Source organism: Haloarcula sediminis (genome assembly GCF_035656455.1).
Taxonomy (GTDB): domain Archaea; phylum Halobacteriota; class Halobacteria; order Halobacteriales; family Haloarculaceae; genus Haloarcula; species Haloarcula sediminis.
Map to the genome: position 1 here is coordinate 19,742 of NZ_JAYMGA010000008.1, position 19,439 is coordinate 39,180.

At 68.0% G+C, this 19,439-nt stretch carries 20 protein-coding genes; 12 read left to right on the forward strand and 8 right to left on the reverse strand.

Annotated features, from left to right (window positions below; all coding sequences use genetic code 11):
* The first annotated feature begins 62 nt into the window (after window positions 1–62).
* The 4 genes from VJ162_RS14020 to ligA all read left to right on the forward strand — a co-directional run bounded on the left by VJ162_RS14020 (window position 63) and on the right by ligA (window position 4,551).
* Complete coding sequence (locus VJ162_RS14020) at window positions 63–551, forward strand: hypothetical protein (RefSeq protein WP_324665154.1); 489 nt, start codon at window positions 63–65, stop codon at window positions 549–551.
* Between the two features lie 79 nt (window positions 552–630).
* Window positions 631–1,740 carry a pyridoxal-phosphate-dependent aminotransferase family protein gene (locus VJ162_RS14025; RefSeq protein WP_324665155.1) on the forward strand — a complete coding sequence of 370 codons (1,110 nt, stop codon included), beginning with the start codon at window positions 631–633 and terminating at the stop codon, window positions 1,738–1,740.
* A 55-nt stretch (window positions 1,741–1,795) separates the two neighbouring features.
* Window positions 1,796–2,365: a hypothetical protein gene (locus tag VJ162_RS14030; RefSeq protein ID WP_324665156.1), complete on the forward strand. Its 570-nt coding sequence runs from the start codon at window positions 1,796–1,798 to the stop codon at window positions 2,363–2,365.
* Between the two features lie 38 nt (window positions 2,366–2,403).
* Window positions 2,404–4,551, forward strand: a complete 2,148-nt coding sequence (gene ligA / locus VJ162_RS14035) for an NAD-dependent DNA ligase LigA (RefSeq protein WP_324665157.1) — start codon at window positions 2,404–2,406, stop codon at window positions 4,549–4,551.
* A gap of 394 nt (window positions 4,552–4,945) precedes the next feature.
* Here the strand turns inward: ligA and VJ162_RS14040 are convergent, their stop codons facing one another.
* Genes VJ162_RS14040 through VJ162_RS14050 form a run of 3 tightly spaced genes read right to left on the reverse strand, consistent with a single transcriptional unit; the run spans window position 4,946 to window position 7,405 of the window.
* The gene (locus VJ162_RS14040; RefSeq protein WP_324665158.1) at window positions 4,946–6,160 is read right to left on the reverse strand and encodes an ABC transporter permease subunit; all 1,215 of its coding nucleotides are present in this window, start codon (window positions 6,158–6,160) and stop codon (window positions 4,946–4,948) included.
* Window positions 6,157–7,080, reverse strand: a complete 924-nt coding sequence (locus VJ162_RS14045) for an ABC transporter ATP-binding protein (RefSeq protein WP_324665159.1) — start codon at window positions 7,078–7,080, stop codon at window positions 6,157–6,159. Before VJ162_RS14045 ends, VJ162_RS14040 begins: the two co-directional genes overlap by 4 nt.
* Before the next feature lie 52 nt (window positions 7,081–7,132).
* Window positions 7,133–7,405 (reverse strand): hypothetical protein, encoded by a 273-nt coding sequence (locus tag VJ162_RS14050; protein ID WP_324665161.1) that lies wholly within the window; start codon window positions 7,403–7,405, stop codon window positions 7,133–7,135.
* Window positions 7,406–7,521: 116 nt separating this feature from the next.
* Here VJ162_RS14050 and VJ162_RS14055 point away from each other — a divergent pair, with 116 nt between their 5' ends.
* The 3 genes from VJ162_RS14055 to VJ162_RS14065 are packed head-to-tail and all read left to right on the forward strand — an operon-like array spanning window position 7,522 to window position 10,346.
* Window positions 7,522–8,808, forward strand: coding sequence for an O-acetylhomoserine aminocarboxypropyltransferase/cysteine synthase family protein (locus VJ162_RS14055; RefSeq protein WP_324665162.1), 1,287 nt, complete (start codon window positions 7,522–7,524; stop codon window positions 8,806–8,808).
* A gap of 1 nt (window position 8,809) precedes the next feature.
* Window positions 8,810–10,006: a homoserine O-acetyltransferase MetX gene (gene metX, locus VJ162_RS14060; protein ID WP_324665163.1), complete on the forward strand. Its 1,197-nt coding sequence runs from the start codon at window positions 8,810–8,812 to the stop codon at window positions 10,004–10,006.
* A 34-nt stretch (window positions 10,007–10,040) separates the two neighbouring features.
* Window positions 10,041–10,346 (forward strand): DUF7130 family rubredoxin-like protein, encoded by a 306-nt coding sequence (locus tag VJ162_RS14065; protein ID WP_324665164.1) that lies wholly within the window; start codon window positions 10,041–10,043, stop codon window positions 10,344–10,346.
* Between the two features lie 46 nt (window positions 10,347–10,392).
* Here the strand turns inward: VJ162_RS14065 and VJ162_RS14070 are convergent, their stop codons facing one another.
* Entirely contained in the window at window positions 10,393–10,848 is a 456-nt protein-coding gene (locus VJ162_RS14070; RefSeq protein WP_324665165.1) for a hypothetical protein, read from the reverse strand.
* Between the two features lie 81 nt (window positions 10,849–10,929).
* Here VJ162_RS14070 and VJ162_RS14075 point away from each other — a divergent pair, with 81 nt between their 5' ends.
* A complete protein-coding gene (locus tag VJ162_RS14075) occupies window positions 10,930–11,808 on the forward strand; it encodes a ketopantoate reductase family protein (protein WP_324665166.1) in 879 nt (292 codons plus the stop codon).
* Here VJ162_RS14075 and VJ162_RS14080 read toward each other — a convergent pair.
* The 4 genes from VJ162_RS14080 to VJ162_RS14095 form a co-directional block, all read right to left on the reverse strand.
* On the reverse strand, window positions 11,805–12,830 hold the full coding sequence (locus VJ162_RS14080) for a lysylphosphatidylglycerol synthase transmembrane domain-containing protein (protein WP_324665167.1): 1,026 nt from the start codon (window positions 12,828–12,830) through the stop codon (window positions 11,805–11,807). The genes VJ162_RS14075 and VJ162_RS14080 overlap by 4 nt on opposite strands.
* A gap of 1 nt (window position 12,831) precedes the next feature.
* The gene (locus VJ162_RS14085; protein WP_324665168.1) at window positions 12,832–14,334 is read right to left on the reverse strand and encodes a sulfatase-like hydrolase/transferase; all 1,503 of its coding nucleotides are present in this window, start codon (window positions 14,332–14,334) and stop codon (window positions 12,832–12,834) included.
* Between the two features lie 86 nt (window positions 14,335–14,420).
* Window positions 14,421–14,798, reverse strand: a complete 378-nt coding sequence (locus tag VJ162_RS14090; RefSeq protein WP_324665169.1) for a NifU family protein — start codon at window positions 14,796–14,798, stop codon at window positions 14,421–14,423.
* 69 nt (window positions 14,799–14,867) lie between these two features.
* Window positions 14,868–15,938, reverse strand: coding sequence for a PstS family phosphate ABC transporter substrate-binding protein (locus VJ162_RS14095; protein WP_324665170.1), 1,071 nt, complete (start codon window positions 15,936–15,938; stop codon window positions 14,868–14,870).
* A gap of 96 nt (window positions 15,939–16,034) precedes the next feature.
* Here VJ162_RS14095 and twy1 point away from each other — a divergent pair, with 96 nt between their 5' ends.
* The 4 genes from twy1 to ribB all read left to right on the forward strand — a co-directional run bounded on the left by twy1 (window position 16,035) and on the right by ribB (window position 19,427).
* Window positions 16,035–17,018 (forward strand): 4-demethylwyosine synthase TYW1, encoded by a 984-nt coding sequence (gene twy1, locus VJ162_RS14100; protein ID WP_324665171.1) that lies wholly within the window; start codon window positions 16,035–16,037, stop codon window positions 17,016–17,018.
* A gap of 71 nt (window positions 17,019–17,089) precedes the next feature.
* Complete coding sequence (locus VJ162_RS14105) at window positions 17,090–17,995, forward strand: DMT family transporter (protein ID WP_324665172.1); 906 nt, start codon at window positions 17,090–17,092, stop codon at window positions 17,993–17,995.
* 72 nt (window positions 17,996–18,067) lie between these two features.
* A complete protein-coding gene (locus VJ162_RS14110; RefSeq protein ID WP_324665173.1) occupies window positions 18,068–18,766 on the forward strand; it encodes a DUF120 domain-containing protein in 699 nt (232 codons plus the stop codon).
* Window positions 18,753–19,427, forward strand: a complete 675-nt coding sequence (gene ribB, locus VJ162_RS14115) for a 3,4-dihydroxy-2-butanone-4-phosphate synthase (protein ID WP_324665174.1) — start codon at window positions 18,753–18,755, stop codon at window positions 19,425–19,427. The genes VJ162_RS14110 and ribB overlap by 14 nt, the downstream gene beginning before the upstream one ends.
* Window positions 19,428–19,439: the final 12 nt, after the last annotated feature.

A 19,439-nucleotide genomic window follows, 5' to 3' on the forward strand; every position in this document is an offset into this window, starting at 1 on the left:
CTTCGGTTATGAATGTGGCCCCGACCCCAACGGCTAACACAGCGCCCTACCGAACGTATGATATGGTCTCTGACCCCCGCTGTCCGGACTGTGCCGGGAAGGTCAGCTCGACGGCGACGTGGTGTATGCACTGTGGCGCGGACTTCCCGAGCGCCGTCGACGCCGACAGCGGGCGACCCGTCCAGGACCGCGCCGACGGGGAGGCAGCCTACGAGGAGTCGGTCGAGGGCGGGAGCAGCGACGCCCAGACGGTCGGGTTCCTCGTCGCCGTCTTCGGGCTGGTGACGCTCCCCTTTGTCACCCCGCCCGACGTGACGCTGCTCTATGTCACCGCCGCCGTCGTCGCGGGCCTGTACGCCGCCAGACAGTCGTCGCTGGGGCAGGCGGCCTCCCGGGGCGGCTTCGCGCTGGCCGTGGCGCCCCTGGCTATCTGGACCCTCTCGCTGGCGCTGTCGGGCCCCGGTGACCTCTCCGTTACCGCGCTCCTGGGACCGCTGGCGTACGGTCTCGTGGTTTCGGCGCTTGGCCGGACCGCCCAGACTGTCGGCTGACGCCGCCAACCGGGCGGCCAGCGCCGTATCAAAACTACCATGCCACCCGGGCCGAAAGTGCCGCTACAAGGTGGCTCCCGTGACCAAGAAACAGGAATACACAGACGACTACACGGACAAGACGCTGTACATCCCCGGCCCGACCGAGGTCCGCGAGGACGTAATCGAGGAGATGGCCCAGCCGATGTTCGGCCATCGGATGGACCGGATGACCGACCTCTATACGACCATCGTCGAGGACACCAAGGACTTTCTCGGCACCGACAACGAGGTCGTCATCCTCACCGCGTCGGGCACCGAGTTCTGGGAGGCCTCGACGCTCAACCTCGTCGACGAGAACATCCTCGTCCCGACCTGTGGCAGCTTCAGCGAGCGCCACGCCAACGTGGCCGAGCGGCTCGGCAAGGACGTCGACCGGCTGGAGTACGAGTGGGGCGAGGCGGTCAAACCCGAGGACATCCGCGAGGAGCTCGAAACCAGCGACAAACACTATGATGTCGTCGCCTGCGTGATGAACGAGAGTTCCACCGGCGTCCGCAACCCCGTCGAGGAGATCGGCGACATCGTTGACGAGTACCCCGACACCTACTTCGTCGTCGACGCGGTGTCGTGTCTCGGCGGCGACTACGTCGACATCGACGAACACGGTATCGACGTGATCTTCGCCTCGACGCAGAAGGCCTTCGCCATGCCCCCCGGCCTGGCCGTCTGTGTCGTCAGCGACGAGGCCTACGAGCGCGAACTCGAACGGGACCAGGCCTCGTGGTACGGCGGCTTCCAGCGCACGCTCGACTACTACGACCGGAAGGGCCAGACCCACTCCACGCCCGCGATTCCCATCATGCTGGCCTACCGCAAGCAGATGAAGTATATGCTCGAAGAGGGCCACGAGGCCCGCGACCAGCGCCACAGGGAGATGACGGAGTACGTCCACGAGTGGGCCCGGGAGCACTTCGACCTGTTCGCCGAGGAGGGGTACGAGTCCCAGACGGTGACCTGCATCGAGAACACCCAGGACATCGACGTGGCCGCGACCGTCGAGCAGGTCAGCGAGGAGTACGACATGGCCTTCTCCAGTGGCTACGGCGACCTGAGCGAGGACTCCTTCCGCATCGGCCACATGGGCGAACACACCGTCGAGTCGATCAAGGAACTCACGGACGCCATCGAGGACGTCGCGGACCTGTAGCGCGCCCGGCTGTCGAGTCCGTACCTTGATGTGACCGGTTTCGCTACGTCTCTCTATGCCCTCCGCCACGACAGCCGCTGCCGTCGTCGCCGCCTTCGCCCTCGGCGCGGCCGCCGTCGCCTCCGGCGCGGTGTATGCGCTCCCGCTGGTCAGCGACGACACCGGTCCCACCGACATCGAAATCATCGACCTCGAACGGCTCGATGCGGGCTGTCGGGAGGACGTGGCGACCTACGCCAGCAGCCGGAGCGGCCCGAACGGGACACACGCCCGGACGTCGTTTATCGAGACCGGCGCCCGCGACGCGGACCTCTCGGCGTGGGCCGAACGCACCTCGCCGCGTGGCGCGGACTACAGCACGTTCCGGGTCTCCGTCGAGAGCGCCCGGACGGGCCCGGCAAACGAGTCCTGCGAGGTGGGCGTCCAGTACCGCCTCGAATACCGGACCAGCGGCGGAACCGACGACGGCCTCGTTCCGGACGAGAGCGGCCACAGCATCACCCACGTCGAGAACGGGCGATACGCCGGCTGTAGCTCGCTCGGCGAGGGGCGCTGGGCGGACGCCGGCTGTCCGCGCCGCGCCGGCGAGGTGCCGGACCGGACGTGGGCGAACGCGACCGGCTAACCGACGGTTTCTATACCAACTCGCCACAAGCGGCGCGCATGACCACGGCCGCACAGACGCCCCAGGACAACCCCTACATCTCGGAGCCGGAGACGGACTTTTCGCCCGTCGAGGACCTCACGGACGACGAGGCACACGAGCAGGCCGACCGGCTCCGCGAGGCGATTCGCTACCACGACTACCGCTACTACGTCGAGGCCGACCCCGATATCGGCGACCGGGCCTACGACGCGCTGTTCTCGCGTCTGCGGGCCCTCGAAGACGCCTTCGACCTCGACACCGACGGGAGCCCCACCCAGCGCGTCGGCGGCGAGCCCCTGGAGGAACTCTGCGAGATCGAACACGTCGCACCGATGGGCTCTATCGACCAGGGCGGCGAGGTCGAGGCGGTACGGGAGTTCGACGAGCGGGTCCGGCGGGGGCTCACAGACACGGGCTATGACGGCCCGGTCGAGTACTTCTGTGAGCCCAAGTTCGACGGCCTCTCGGTCGAGGTCGTCTACGAGGACGGCGAGTTCGTCCGGGCGGCCACCCGCGGGGACGGCGATGTCGGGGAAGACGTAACCGAGAACGTCCGCACCATCGCCAGCGTCCCCCAGCGCCTGCGGGGGGAGTACCCCGACTTCCTCGCGGTGCGGGGCGAGGTGTACATGCCCCGCGAGGCCTTTACCGCCTACAACCGCGAGCGCGTCGAGAACGGGGCGGACCCCTTCGCCAACCCGCGCAACGCCGCCGCGGGAACCCTGCGCCAGCTGGACCCCTCGATTACCGCACAGCGTCCCCTCGCCGTCTTCTTTTTCGGCGTCCTCGATTCGAGCGTCGAGTTCGAGAGCCACACGGACATCCACGAGCGACTGCCCGCGTGGGGGCTGCGGGTCTGTGATCGGACGCGCGTCGTCGATGACATCGAGGCGGCCATCGACTACCGGGACGAACAACTCGACGCCCGCGACGACCTCGACTACGAGATAGACGGCGTCGTCCTCAAGGTCAACGACGGCGACGCCTGTGACCTGCTCGGGACGACCAGCCGCGCGCCCCGCTGGGCCTTTGCCTACAAGTTCCCCGCCCGGAAGGAAGAGACCACCGTCCGGGACATCGTCGTCCAGGTGGGCCGGACCGGCCGGCTCACCCCGGTTTCGCTCATGGACCCGGTCGAGGTCGGCGGCGTCACCGTGACGCGGGCCTCGCTGCACAACCCGTCGCTCATCGAGGAACTGGGCGTCGGCATCGGCGACCGTGTCCGTATCAAGCGGGCCGGCGACGTGATTCCGGACGTGGTCGAGGTCGTCGAGGGGAACGGTGACGGCCACTTCGACTTTCCCGACACCTGTCCGGCCTGCGGGAGCCAGGTCGAACGCGACGGCCCCATGGCGTTCTGTACCGGCGGGCTCACCTGTCCGGCCCAGCGGGAACGCTCCGTCGAACACTACGCCAGCCGTGATGGGCTGGACATCGAGGGGCTCGGCGAGAAGGCCGTCGAGCAGCTGCTCGACGCCGGCCTGGTCGAGGACGCCGCCGACCTCTACGAGCTGTCGGTCGAGGAGCTGGCCGAGCTAGAGGGGTGGGGCGAAACGAGCGCGGGGAACCTCGTGGCCGAACTCGACGCCGCCCGCGAGCCCGACCTCGCCGACTTCCTCACGGCGCTTGGCATCCCACAGGTCGGCAGCGTCACCGCCCGGAACCTCGCCCGGGAGTTCGGGAGCTTCGAGGCGATTCGCCAGGCCGCCGAGGCCGGCGACGAGCCCGCCGAGGGGCAGGTGACACTGGGCGAGGCCGTCGGCGAGGACGCGAGCGCCGCGGCGTTCGAGGCCGTCCCCGACGTCGGTCCCGTCGTCGCCCGCAGCATCGTCGACTTCTTCCGGGACGAGGGCAACCGCGGCGTGCTGGAGCGGCTCCTCGACCACGTTGACCCGCAGGACGCCGCGGGGACCGAGGGCGACGCCCTGGACGGGCTCACCTTCGTGTTCACCGGTTCGCTCGACGGTTACACCCGCAGCGAGGCCCAGGAGCTGGTCGAACGAGCCGGCGGCTCGGCCACGAGCAGCGTCTCGGGCAACACGGATTACCTGGTCGTCGGGGAGAACGCGGGCCAGCGAAAGCGCGACGACGCCGAGGAAAACGACGTCGAGACGCTCTCGGAGGGCGAGTTCGTCGACCTGCTCGACTCGAAGGGCGCGCTCTAGGAAACGGCTGGCCTCGGGTACTACGGGGTTTCACCGCAACCGCTCCCGAGAGCCAGAAAGCCCCCGTCCGCTCGACTCCCAGGACTCGCTGTGCTCCTCGCTCGTTCCACTCGCTCCGGTGCTTGCTTCGTCCGGGTTCGTCGAGCGGACGGCCCCTTTCAGTCCCACCCATTGCCGGTTGGTCAAACAGCGCGGGGTGGGACTGAAAGGGGCGACCGGCTGAACGAAGGCAGGCGACGTAAGCACCGGAACGAGCACAGCGAGTGAGGAGCGCAACGAGCCTCCCGAGTTCAGCCGGTCGGGGCTTTCTGGCTGTTGGCAGTGCAGTTACGATACCCTGCGGACGGAGTTGTCTGGTCCGCTGAAACGGCGCTAGGAAAAACTGAGACGAACGTTACAGGTCGACCAGGTCGAAGGTGTAGTAGCTCAGGCCGGCGGCCAGCGCGACCCACCCGAGCATGAACACCACGACCGCGGGGTCGGAGAAGTAAAACGGTATCTCGCTACCCCCGCCGGCACAGAACGACTGCATCTGCGTCTGATTGGCGGTGATGTTGCCCACGTTCTGGAACGTCTGTGTCTGTTCGGCCGTCGTGACGGTCACGGCGTTCGTCTGGTTGTTGCTCGTGAGCGTTATGTTCTGGAAGGTGCCGCCGGCGACGCTCTCACAGAGGACGCGCTTGTCCTCGGTCGGGAGCCCGGGAGAGAAGACTGAGCCCTGCGTGTTGAACAGGCTGTAGCGGGAGTACTGCTGGGGGCCCAGCTGACTCAGGTCCAGGTTCCACTGCTCGGCGAACCGCTGGAGGCCAGGCTGGACGTTGTCCGAGAAGCCCGCCAGCATGCTGCTTACCAGCGTCTTGTAGGCCTGGGTCGGGGACGCCATCTTGAGAAACAGCACGGTGTTCCACCGGAGAGACCGGGAGACGCCGACGTCGTTGTAGAGGAACTTGCCGATGCCGTTGGCGATGGAGTTCCAGCCAAAGGTGACGTAGACGTAGAAGATCGCGTTCACGATGACCGACCGGAGCGTCGTCGAGACGGCCCCGGAGATGCTGACCGCGATGGAGACCATCACCACCACGAACAGCAAGGAAAACAGCACGAACAGCGTGTACATCTCGATGTTGAGGCTGAGACTCGAAGCCGCCATGAAGACGGCCGTTATCGCTGCGGCGATGAGGAACGGGACGGCGACGACCGCACACCGGCCGACGACCTTCCCGATGATGACCGACCGACGCGAGAACGGCAACGAGAGGAGCAGCTTCAGCGACCCGCTGGTCTTCTCTTTCGTAATCGCCGCGACGCCGACGAATATCGTCACGATAGGCAGGACGACCGTCACGAGGTTGAGGTACACACTCTCGATGACGAACCGGGTGTCCAGCCCGCCGTCCGGCGGCGAGGGCCCGATACCCTCACCGTAGAGCCGAATGGCTATCGGCGCGATGAAGATGACAGTAAATATCGCCGCCAGCGCCCAGAGCCCCTTCGACCGGAGCGCGTCCTTGAAGTCCTTCTTGGCGACGGGGTACCAGGTGAACTGGTCGTGCAGGGCGCCGTCTAGCCGCCCGAGCGGCGACTCGGCGGGACCGGTGTCGCTGCTCATGCTTCGACCTCCGCCTCAGTGTAGGCCGTGAACAGCTCTTCGAGGGACTGGTCCTCGGTCTCGAAGTTCTCCACGTCGACGCCAGCGTCGTTCAGCGCGTTGAGGATATCCATCTTCTGGGTGCCCTTGCAGCCGATCGCGACCTGTGACCCGTCGGTCTCGGTTATCTGTGCGCCGTCGATGCCCCCGACGGTGTCCTCGACGGTGCTCACGTCACCGGCGGGGTCCGCGAGCGTGACCCACAGCGTCATCCCGCCCTGGACGGCGTCGCGGAGCCCCTCGACGCTGTCCTTGGCGATGAGCTGTCCCTTCTGGAGGATGCCGACGGTGTCACAGACGGCTTCGACCTGGCTGAGGATGTGCGAGGAGAAAAAGACCGTCGCGCCGCGCTCGCTCTCCTCCCGGATGAGCTCGCGCATCTCGCGGGCCCCGTTCGGGTCGAGCCCGGTCGTGGGCTCGTCGAGGATGAGCAGATCGGGGTCGTCGACCAGCGCCATCGCCAGGACCAGCCGCTGTTTCATCCCCTTTGAGTAGCCGCCGGCCCGGCGGTCGATGGCGTCAGCGAGGCCGACGCGGTCCAGCAGTTCCGCCGGGTCATCGTCGGCGTCTTTGGACTCGATGACGAACTCCAGGTGTTCCCGGGCGCTCAGCCGTTCGTAGACGTCGTACCCTTCCGGAAGGACGCCGAGGCGCTCCCGGATCGCCGTCGGGTTCTCCTGGGCGTCGTAACCGAGCACTTCGGCCCGTCCCGATGTCGGACGGACAAAATCGAGCAGGATGTTGATGGTGGTCGACTTCCCGGCCCCGTTCGGGCCCAGAAAGCCAAACACCTCACCCTCCTCGACGGTGAGGTCGACGCCGTCCAGCGCGACGACGTCCTGGTACTCCTTGCGGAGGCCGTCCAATTCAATGGCGGTCATATGGGTCGGTTGGACCACACTCCGGTATAGTCTTTCATATTAGTCGTCACTGTCACACTTCATCATCGGGGTCGTGGGTCTGGGCCATCCGGCGGGCTTCGGTCGCGTAGCGTTCGCGGTCGCCCTCTGTCACCGGTGCCAACCGGTCGGGCTCGACGTCGGTGGCCGCCGTCACTCGCTTTCGCCGCAGGAGGTTCGGCGAGAGCTGTTTCGTGAGGTGGGACTCGCCGTCGGGCGTCGCGTAGACGAGCGTCACCATCCGTTCGTCGCCGAAACTCGACCGCTCGACCAGCCAGCACCGCACCGTCTCCTCGGACTCTGTCATGACCACCGCTTGTGGGGCCGTCCGCTTGTATCCACCGAGCGTGCCATGTCATCACACTGGGAGAGTTTTGCCGTAACTCGTGGTTATAGAAGATTGGGGATATATGCATAGCACACATGAGTGACCGCTACGGATTCGGCACCCGCTGTGTCCACGCCGGCCAGGAGGAGCCGGACCCGGCCACAGGGGCCCGAGCCCCGCCGATATATCAGACCTCATCGTACGTCTTCGGGGACGCGGAGACGGCCGCCGACCGCTACGCCCTGGAGGACGACGGCAACGTCTACTCGCGCTTTGACAACCCGACGGTGCGGATGCTGGAAAAGCGCCTGGCCTCCCTGGAGGGCGCCGTCGACGCCGTCGCCACCGGCTCGGGGATGGCCGCGCTGGACGCCGCGACGACCGTCCTCGCGAGCGCGGGGGACAACGTGGTGTCGGCCTCGTCTATCTACGGCGGCACCCACTCCTACCTCGCCAACACCGCCAGCCAGCGGGGTATCGAGACCCGCTTCGTCGACACGCTCGATCCCGAGGCCTACGCCGCGGCCATCGACGACGACACCGCCTACGTCCACTGTGAGACCATCGGGAACCCCTCGCTCGTGGTCCCGCCCCTGCAGGACATCGCTGACGTGGCCCACGAGCACGACACGCCCCTCTTCGTCGACAACACCTTCGGGACGCCGGCGCTCTGTCGCCCGCTCGACCACGGCGCCGACATCGTCTGGGAGTCGACGACGAAGTGGATTCACGGGTCGGGCACGACGGTGGGCGGGGTGCTCGCTGACGGCGGCTCGTTCCCGTGGGGCGACCACCCGGAGAAATACCCGGAGATCGGCGGCGAGAACCCCGCCTGGGGCTTTGAATTCTCCGAGCGCTTTGGCGACCGCGCCTTCGCGATGGCGGCCCGCCAGCGCGGCCTTCGCGCGCTCGGCGACGGCCAGAAACCCTTCGACGCCTGGGCCACGCTGCAGGGCACCGAGACCCTCTCGCTGCGGATGGAGCGACACTGCTCGAACGCCCTGACCGTCGCGCAACACCTCGACGACCACCCCGAGGTGTCGTGGGTCACCTACCCCGGGCTCGACAGCCACGAGACCCACGACCTGGCACAGGAGTACCTGGAGGGCGGCTTCGGCGGCGTCGTCGCCTTCGGGCTGGCGGGCGGCTACGAGGCGAGCAAGGGCTTTTGCGAGGAGACCGACCTCGCGCAGTTCCTCGCGAACATCGGCGACGCGAAGACCCTGGTCATCCACCCCGCGAGCACCACCCACGCACAGCTCTCCGAGGCGGAACAGCGCGCAAGCGGCGTCAGCCCGGACCTCGTCCGCATGAGCGTCGGCATCGAGGACCCCGCGGACATCCTCGCCGACATCGACGACGCCATCGCGCAGGTGAGCTGAGATGGACTCACAAACCGTCTCTGTCGGCGAGTTCGAGTTCCAGTGTGGCGAGACCATCGCGGACCTCGAACTGGCCTACGAGACCTACGGCGATTTCACCGGCGACAACGCCGTGCTGGTCTGTCACGCCCTGACCGGCAGCGCCCACGTCGCCTCGCGGGGTCGCTTCGAGGAGGGCGATCAGGCATACGCCTGGTGGGACGACATCGTCGGGCCGGGCAAGGCCATCGACACCACGGAGTACTTCGTCGTCTGCGTGAACGTTCCCGGCTCCTGTTATGGTTCCAGCGGCCCCGCCACCGAGAACCCCGAGACCGGCGAGCCCTACGGTCCCGAGTTCCCGCCGGTCACCGTCGCCGACTGGACCGAGGCCCAGCGCCGGGTGCTGGACGAACTGGGGGTTCCGGCCCTCTATGCGGTCGTCGGCGGCAGCGTCGGCGGCATGAACGTCCTGGAGTGGGCCAAACGCCACCCCGACCACGTCGAGAAGATAGTGCCTATCGCCGCCGCGGGCCGCCTGGACCCGCAGTGTCTCGCGCTCGACGGCATCGCCCGCCGGGCCATCACGACCGACGAGAACTGGCAGGGCGGCCACTACTACGGCGGTCCAGAGCCCGATCAGGGACTGGCGCTGGCCCGTCAGCTCGGCCACGTGATGTACTTCTCGAAGTCGAGCATGGAACGGCGCTTTGGCCGCCGGGCCGCCACGCGGGAGGCCGAGCGGGCCTTCCCCACGGACCCCGCCGGGCGCTTTTTCCCGTACCGGGACGTGGAGTCCTACCTCGACTACAACGCCTCGAAGTTCGTCGAGCGGTTCGACGCCAACAGCTACCTCTATCTCACGCGGGCGATGGACAACTACGACCTCGCAAGCGGCTTCGAATCGGACGCCGACGCGCTCGCGGCCTTCGACGGCGACGCCCTCATCATGTCCTTTACCGGCGACTGGCACTTCACCACCGAGCAAAGCGAGGCCCTGGCCGACGCGCTCCGGGCCACCGACACGCCCGTGGCCCACCACGTCGTCGACTCCGACTACGGCCACGACGCGTTCCTCGTAGAGCCCGACAACGTCGGACCGCCACTGGCTGATTTCCTCGATGTGGGCCTCTCGGGCAGCGCTATCTCCGACACGGAGGAGTCCGAAGACGCCGCCTCCGATTTCGCCCCGGTCCACACCAGCCTCTTTTCGCGCTAGCCTTTATCACACGTCGACTCGTCTATACATACGTATGGCTGATATGTTTGCCACCGCCGACGAGGAGGACCTCGCGTTCGGGATGACGGTGTACGACGAGGAGGGCGAGGAACTCGGGACCATCCGCGGGTTCGACAAGCACGGCTTCTACGTCTCCGTCGAGGACGGCATCCAGTCGCTGACCGACGACCACCGGACCACTGGTGCCGCGGGCGAGGCCGAACTGATGTGGCGCTGCTGGGAGTGTGGCGCCATGGGCGAGATAGACGAGGACATCCCCGAGGCCTGTCCCGACTGCGGCGCGCCGAAAGAGGAGATATACTACTGGACAGAGGATTGATTCGGACGCGAGCCGGCCGCGAGCAGCGAACGCCGCCGAGTAGCGGCTACTCCACCCGTTCGAGCCGGTCGGCCAGGACCGGAGCCAGTTCCTGTGCTAGCTCGTCGGCCCGCTCGTCGGGCAGCGCGAACCGTAGCGTCTCCCCGCGCCATTCGAGGATGGCCACGCCCTCGGTGTCCCGGACGACGGCGCGGTCGAGGTCGGAAAACAGCGTCGCGATGTCGTCGAACGTCGCCCCGGAGAGGGGCGCAGTCCCGGTGGTCCGCTCGTCGCTGACTGTCACGTCGGCGTGGCCCGACAACCCCTCCAGCGCCTCCCGCCGCGGGCCGACCACGTCCGTCCGCCGGCCGACAGTCAGGCGGACGGCGACGGTCTCCGGGCGCCGCTCGCTCGCGTCGAGCACCGCGGCAAACGCGTCGATTCCGGCCGCCTCGTCGGCCGCCGGGGGACGCAGCCGGTAGGACGGTTCACGCTCGGGCCACGTCGGTGTCTCCTCGGTCATACCCGCCGTTTGCCGCGGGCGCTGTTGTGGCTGGTGGTTCGCGACCGACTGCTTTTGTACCGGCGCCGCCAGGCCCCGAATATGCACATCGCCGTCGTCGGCGCCGGGAGCCTGGGGAGCCTGCTGGGCGGGCTGCTCGCCCCCGAGCACGACGTGACACTCGTCGGTCGGGACCCGCACATGCGGCAGGTCGCGGACGAGGGGCTCTCGGTGACCGGCGTCGAGGCGTTTCGGATCCATCCGGCGGCTCGAACCGACGTGCCCGACGCCGCCGACCTCGCCGTCGTCGCGGTCAAGAGCGGCGACACCGCCGCCGTCGCCGACCAGCTCGTCGACTGCGACCTCGACGCGTGTCTCTCCGTGCAGAACGGGATGGGCAACGAGGCGACGCTCGCGGACGCGCTCGACTGCCCGGTGCTTGCGGGCACCTGCACCTACGGCGCCCGGCTCGACGAGCCCGGCACGGTCGCGTTCACCGGTCGGGGAGAGGTGGTACTGGGCGCCCGCGGGGGCGGGGCCTCCGAGACGGCCGACCGGGTCGGTGCGGCGCTCGCCGACGCCGGCGTCGAGACCGCCGTCGCGGCGGATATGCCGACCCGTCTGTGGGCGAAACTGGCGGTCAACGCCGCTATCAACGCCGTAACCGCGCTGGCCCGCGTCGAGAACGGTGCGCTCGCCGACGGGCCGGGCGCGGCCGTCGCGGCCGACGCCGCCCGCGAGACGGCCCGCGTCGCCCGCGAGCAGGGGGTCGACCTGACCGACGAGCGGGCCGTCGAGCTGACCCGGCAGGTCGTGCGTGACACCGCCGCGAACCGCTCGTCGATGCTACAGGACATCGAATCCGGACGGCCGACCGAAATCGACGCCATCAACGGCTACGTCGTGCGGGCGGCCGACGACCCGGTCCCGGTCAACGAGACGCTGGCGCGGCTGGTTCGGACGTGGGAGCGGGCCGACTAGTTGCGCTGTAACACGTACAGCGCCGCCGCCCCGCCCAGCAACAGGGCAAACAGGTAGCTAGCGACGCGATAGAGGATGGCGACGACCGCGGCGTCGGTCCCCCCGATAGCGGTCAGGGCGACCACCAGCACGACGAGGGCCGTCTCGACGGCCCCGGAGCCGCCGGGGGAGGGGACCAGCCCGGCCAGCGTCGAGGCCGGAACGATGAAGAAGACGAGCAGCAGTGGCAGCTCGGCACCGATGGCCTGGGCCGAGAAGTACAGCGGGAGCGCGAAGAATATCCAGCCGATATAGGAGACGCTGAGGGCCTTCGCCAGCGCCCGGCGGTCCCGCGCGATGCGTTCGAAGGCGGCCTCCGTCTCGTGGATGCGCTCGCGAAGCCCGTCGAGGGTGAGTACCGGGACCCGACGGAGGAGCGGCGCCGAGAGCCGGAGTATCGCCCCTCGAAGCCGGTCCCGATAGCGCCAGCCGACGGCCGTGACCAGCGGGACGCCCACCGAGAGGACGACGAGCCCGCCCGCAAGCGGCTCGACGGACGCGGGGAGCGAACTCCCGTACAGCAGCGCCGCGAAGCCGACCCCGGAGAAGGTGACGAACGGAAAGAGGTTGAGCAGGTCCGCGGTGACGACGCTGGCGAGGCTGTCCTGGTAGCTTGCGTCCGTATCGCGGGAGAGGACGTAGGCGATGAAGGGCTCGCCGCCGGCCTGGCCAAGCGGGGTGACGTAGTTGGCGAAAGTCGCCGCGTAGTAGGTGACGACGAGCTTCGAAAAGGGCTCCTCGATGCCCGCGACGCCCAGCACTATCTGCCAGGCTTTCCCCCAGGCGGTCAGACAGACGGCCGTCGAGAGACAGGCCAGCGCCAGCCAGCCGGGGTCGGCCCGGCGGAGCCCCGCGAGCACGTCCTCGGTGCCGACGAAGTCGACCAGCAGGGCCAGCACCGCCCCGGCGACCAGAAACCCAAGCAGTATCTGGGCGACGGTCTTGCGGTCGAGCAAGTCCAGACCGGCGCTATCCGAGCTCACGCTACTCGAGGTACCCGAGGTCCTGCAGCCGGTCTTTGGTCTCGTCGTCCATCCCGGAGAGCACGTCGCCGTCGGCCCCGTCGGCCTCGTCGGGCCAGGTGGCCTCGACGCTGTCGACGAAATCGAACAGCGCCCGCTTGAGGTGGTCGGGCTCCTCGTCGGTCCCCGCCAGATTTTCGGTCTCGCCGGGGTCCCGACCCACGTGGTAGGCCTCGTCGGGGATGCGCGTGCAGTGGATGTACTTCTCCTCGGTAGTCCGTGCGGCGCCCATCCGGGAGTAAAAACGGGACTGCTCATCCAGTTCGATGCCCGCACTGCCCGCTTTCCCCTCCAGTTGCCGGAGTTCGACGACGGGCTGGTGGTACTCGACGAAGCCGACCTCGCCCCGGGGCACGCCGCCGACCTCCGCGGCAAACTCGCGGTAGTTGGCCGACAGCAGCGAGCGGGCCGACTGCAGGGGCTCGCCCCGGCCCTCGGCGCCCGCCGCGTCCAGAACCGTGTGATAGAGGTCCACGAGTTCGACGGTCGTCTCGTCGTCCCGTTCCGGCTCTATATCGGGGTGTTTGACCATCAGCGGGACGTTCACCAGCGGGTCGTAGATGCCGAACTCGTGGCCGTACAGGTTGTGTTCGCCGAACAGCTCGCCGTGGTCCGCACAGACGACGACGGTGGTGTCCTCCCACTGATCGGTCTCCTTGAGATGGGAGAAGAGCCGGTCGAGCTGGTCGTCGATGTGAGCGAGTTCGGCGTCGTAGAGGCCCTGAATGTCGGCCCACTCCTCGTCGTCGATGTCGCGGGCGCCGCAGTTGAACTCCTTGGAGTTCTGGCACACCTCGCTCGGGTCGACGCCGGGGGCGAACCGCTCGGCGTACTCCTCGGGCGGGTGATAGGGGAGGTGTGCGTCCATCAGGTTGATGAACGCGAAGAAGTCGTCGCTGTTGTCGACGAAGTCGATGGTCTTGTCGATGACCTGCGGGGTTTTCGTGTCGCCGCCGCCCCCCTCGGCGAGGTGTTCGTGTATCTTGTTGCCCACCTGCACCATCCGGTCGGCGACCCCGCGCAGGGTGTCGTTGTCGTTCATCGTCTTCCAGAGCGAGGCCAGCGGTCCCGACAGGAGCTCGCTGGGCATAATTTGGAAGAAGTTGTCGTGGTCGTCAAAGCCCGCGGTGAGGTTCGTGTAGCTCGTTATCCAGGCATTCGAGGAGTAGCAGGCGGTGTCGTATCCCGCCGCCGACAGCGACTCCGCGAGCGTCGTGGCCCCCTCCAGATAGGGGTCTTCCTGGGTGGCCTCGTGTTCGCTCGGGTAGAGGCCGGTGAACATCGAGGCGTGGACCGGCAGCGTCCACGGGGCCGGCGCGACGGCGCCGTCGAAGACGGCCGCCTCCTCGGCGAACTCGGCGAGGTGCGGTGTCGTCTCCCGCTTGTCGTCGTAGACGGTCAGGCGGTCCTTCCGGACCGTGTCCAGGACGACAAAGAGGACGTTTCCCCCGTCCGTATCGGTCATATACTGTCAAAATCCGCCGGCGGGTTAATAACGGTGTGTTTCGCTCCGGACGCTCGCCCGCGAGACGAATTCCCGAGAACTAACGGCTAGAACGGCGCTTCCGGGCCTTCGTCGTTGCCGCCCACGTCGCCGCCGCGGGAGTCGCCGCCGGGGAACGAGGGACTCATGCCGCCGTCGGCGCCGCCGGCCATCCCCTCGCCGCCCTCCATACCGGTGCGGGCGACGACCTCGCTGATCTCGGGGATCTCCTTGGTCATGCGGGTCTTGATGGCCTGAATGGTCATCGGGGAGATGCCACAGCCGGAACAGGCGCCGCCGAGACGGATGGTGACGCTGCCCTCCTCTCGGTCGATGTTCTCGATGGCCGCGCTGCCGCCGTGCATCTGAATCTGTGGGAAGTTCCGGCGCAGGAAGTTCGTGATACGCTCGCGCAGGTCGTCCCCGTCCTCGGTCTCCGTGCTCATAGTAGCAAAACGTGGGGGCCGGGGAGGCTTAGACCTTTGGACTGGGGCGGAAACCGGCTCAGTCGAGGGCTACTCGGCCGCGTCGGACTGTACGTCGTCGATGACCGCGTTCAGTGCATCAAGCTGCTCCTGCATCCGCGCTTCGGAGTTTGGGACGTAGCCGACCCCGTCGGCGACGAGTGCCTCGTCTTCGCTCTGTTCGACGAAGAAGCGGGCGAACTCGGCGACGTGGGCCTCCCCGAGTCGGTCAGTGTTGACGTAGGTGTAAAGCGGCCGCGAAAGCGGATACTCGCCGCCTGCGGCGGTATCGAGCGACGGCTCGATACAGCCCGAGTCGGTCTCGACGCCGAGCGCTTTCACGATATCGCTGTTGTTCCGGTAGTACGCGAGCCCGAGATAGCCGATGGCGAATCGGTTGCCCGCGACACCCTGGACGATGAGTTTGTCCTGCTCGGTCGGCTCGTAGCCGCTCGTGTGGGTCGCGTCCGCACCGAGGACCGCCTCGTCGAAGTAGTCGAAGGTACCCGAGGTGCTGGCCGGGCCGTATCGCTCGATCTCCTCGTCGGGCCACTCGGCCCGCACGTCCGCCCAGGTGGTCGCACCGTCCGCGCGCCATATCTCCCGGAGTTCGGCCGTCGTCACGCAGTCGACCCAGTCGCTGTCGGTGTTGACGACCACCGTGACCGCGTCGACTCCGAGCCTGATCTCGTGGTACTCGACGCCGTTGTCGGCACACAGCTGTCCCTCCTCGGCGGTTATGGGCCGTGATGCGTTGTTGAAATCCGCTTGCCCCGTACAGAACTGGTTGTTGAACCCGCCGCCGGTGCCGGTCCGTGAGAGGGAAACGTCGACGTCGGGCTCTCGCTCTCTGAACCGCTCGGCCACTGCCTGCGCGAGGGGGTAGACCGTTCCACTCCCAGTGACCGCTACTGTCCTGTCCGGCGGTCCGGACTCACCTGTCTCCGTTTCCTCGGCGGTGTCCGTTTCTGTCGGCTCGCCCGCGGCGGTGTCCGTGGTCTCGGTCGGGTCGTCCGTCCCGCCGGCCTCGGTGGAGGGGTCGCTCCCACCGTCGAGACAACCGCCCACCGCGACGGCCACCCCGGTCGCGAGAGAACCCAGATACGCCCGTCGTTTCGACATGTGAACGCGCTCACACCGCCGAAAGAAAGGTGTGGCGGTCGTCAGCGCGGCCCCGGACGAAAACCCCTTACAGCCCGGCGAGAAACGATGGCAGCAATGAGCGACAGCGACTCGGGCGGGCCCAAGCAGGTCTCCGACCCCGACTACCACAGCCAGAACCACACGGCGGCCCAGACCTGCGGCTGGACGGCCAACGCCCTCCGGGGAGAGGGGAAATGTTACAAGTACGCCTTCTACGGCATCGAGTCCCACCGCTGTATCCAGATGACGCCCGTCGTCAAGTGCAACGAGCGCTGTGTCTTCTGCTGGCGCGACCACGCCGGCCACGCCTACGAACTGGGCGACGTGGCGTGGGACGACCCCGCCGCCGTCGCCGACGCGAGCGTCGAACTCCAGCGCAAGCTCCTCTCGGGCTTTGGCGGCAACGACGAGGTGCCCCGCGAGGTGTTCGAGCAGGCGATGGAACCGCGCCATGTCGCCATCTCGCTGGACGGCGAGCCCACCCTCTATCCGTATCTGCCGGAGCTCATCGAGGAGTTCCACGACCGGGACATCACTACCTTCCTCGTCTCGAACGGCACCCACCCCGAGATGCTGGCCCGCTGTGACCCCACTCAGCTGTACGTTTCCGTCGACGCCCCCGACCGCAAGACGTTCGACTCGACGGTGAAGGCCGTCGAGGACGACGCCTGGCACAACCTCATCGACACGCTGGACGTACTGGCCGGGAAAGACGACACCCGCACCGTCATCCGGAGCACGCTCGTGCGCGAGGAGAACATGCACCATCCGGCGTGGTACGCCGCGATGTGTGACCGGGCCGACGCCGACTTCGTGGAGCTGAAGGCGTACATGCACGTGGGCCACTCGCGGGGCCGACTCGACAGGGAGTCGATGCCCAGCCACGAGGAGGTGCTGGCGTTTGCCGAGGAGATGGGGACCTTCCTCCCCGACCACGACACCGTCAAGGAGGTCGAACCGTCCCGCGTCGCGATGCTCGCCCGCGACGCGGACACGTGGGTCCCGAAACTGAACAAGGACAGCGAGTTCTGGGAGTCGGACCCGCTGGCCGACTACTGACCGGACCGCCGTCCCCCGACCGCACCGTCCGGAACCGGGAGGTATACCTATCGCCACACCCGAGCGGGCCTGTGTCCCGCCGGCTGTACACCGTCGGTCTGTTCGTCCTGCTGGCGACGCTGTGGGGCCTGTCCTTCCTGGCTATCGAGGTGGGCCTGCGCTCGCTGGAGCCCGTGCTGTTTGCGGCCTTTCGCTACGGTATCGCCGCCGTGCTCCTGCTGGGGATGGCGCTGGCTCGCCGGGAGGACTGGCGGCCCGCGGGCCGGCCGGACGTCGACGCCATCGTCGGCGGCGGCGCCTTCCTCGTGGCCGGCAACGCGCTCCTGTTTGTCGGCCAGCAGACCGTCCCCAGCGGCGTCGCGGCCATCATGCAGAGTCTCGTCCCCGTGTTGACCTCGCTGTGGGCGCTTGCCCTGCTGCCCGAGGAACGGGTCTCGGCCGTCGGTGCGGTCGGCATCCTGCTTGGCCTCGTCGGCGTCGGCCTCATCGTCCGGCCGGACCCGGCGAACCTGCTCGGCGGCGACGCGGTCGGCCGCCTGCTCATCCTCGGGCAGGCCGCGAGCGTCGCGCTGGGGGGCGTCATCATCCAGCGGGCCGGCCCCTCCCTCGACCCGGCCGCGCTCTCGGGGTGGTCGATGGCCGTCGGCGGCGCGCTCCTCTTTGCCGTCAGCGCCGCTCTCGGTGAACCCTTCGCCCTCCCCGCCACCGTCCCCGGGTGGGCCGCCGTCGCCTACCTCGGCGTCTTCGCGACGGCCGTGGCCTTCTTCATCTACTACACGCTGCTTGAGGTTCGCGGGGCACTGGAGACCTCGCTCGTCGCCTATCTCGTCCCCGTCGTGGCGACCGTCGTCGGTATCGCCGTCTTAGGCGAGTCGGTGACCCTGCCGACCGTGGCCGGCTTCCTGCTCGTGTTTACGGGCTTTGTCCTCCTGAAACGCAGAGCTATCGCCGAACTCCTGACCGACGCGCGGCGCTGACGGCCCTGTCCCAATTGTGTGACGAGTTCCATCTTCGATATGCTTATCCGGATATAGTCCGTAACGCCGGCCATGGCTGAATCAACGGGACAGGCCGTCGGGCGGGATGAACTCGCGACGCTGAAGCTGCTCGCGCTCGACGGCGCCCTCGACGGGCCGACGAAGGTCTCCTGTGCGGACCTGGCGGGGCGGCTCGACGCCTCGAATCAGACGGCCTCCCGGCGGCTCCAGCGCCTGGAAGACGCCGACCTGGTCGACCGAGACATGCTCGGCGACGGCCAGGAGGTCGACATCACGGACGCGGGCGAGCGCCGCCTCCAGTCCGAATACGCCGACTACCGGCGCATCTTCGAGTCCGACGCCAGCGTCCACCTGCAGGGACTGGTCACCTCCGGCATGGGCGAGGGCCGCCACTACATCACGCTGCCGGGCTACATGAAACAGTTCATCGAGCGTCTCGACTACGAGCCTTTCGCGGGGACGCTCAACCTCGAACTGACCGAGGACAGCGTCCGCAAGCGCGCCCGCCTGGGCGCGCTCGAACCCGTCACCATCGAGGGCTGGGAGGACGACGAACGCACGTACGGCCCGGCCTACTGCTACCCCGTCTCGGTCGAGAGCGGCGACGGCGAGTACGAGCCGGCCCACATCATCGCGCCGGAACGCACCCACCACGGCGAGGAGAAGGCGGAGATAATCGCGCCGGAGAAGCTCCGCGACATCCTCGAACTCGAAGACGGCGACGAGGTGACTGTCCATGTCTCGGAGTGAGACCGCGGACGCCGACGCCGACACCGTTCAGGCCGCTATCGACGCCTTTGCCCGTGGCGAGCCGGTCCTGATTCACGACGCCGCCGACCGGGAGGGCGAGACGGACATCGTCTACCCCGCGGGCTCGGTCACGCCCGAGGCCGTCGCCCGACTGCGCAACGACGCCGGCGGGCTTGTCTGTCTGGCGCTCTCGGACGCCGCGGCCGCCGCGCTGGAGCTCCCCTTCATGCAGGACGTGCTCGACCACCCGACGAGCGCCGACCACGAACTCGCCTACGACGAGCGCTCCTCCTTTTCGCTGACGGTGAACCACCGCGACACGTTTACGGGCATCACCGACGACGACCGCTCGCTGACCATCACGGAACTGGCCGCGCTCGCGACCGACCCCGACCCCGAGGCCTTCGCCGAGTCGTTCCGGTCGCCCGGGCACGTCCACCTGCTGCGGGCCGCGCCGGACCTGCTCGCGGACCGCGAGGGCCACACCGAGCTGGGTATCGCCCTGGCGGACGCCGCCGACCAGCCGCCCGCCGTCGTGGTCTGTGAGATGCTCGACGACGGGACCGGCGGCGCGCTCTCGCCCGCCGACGCGCGGGTCTACGCGCACGAGCAGGGGCTCCACTACGTCGAGGGCCGGGCCATCGTCGCCGCGCTGGCGTGACTTTTCCGCGAA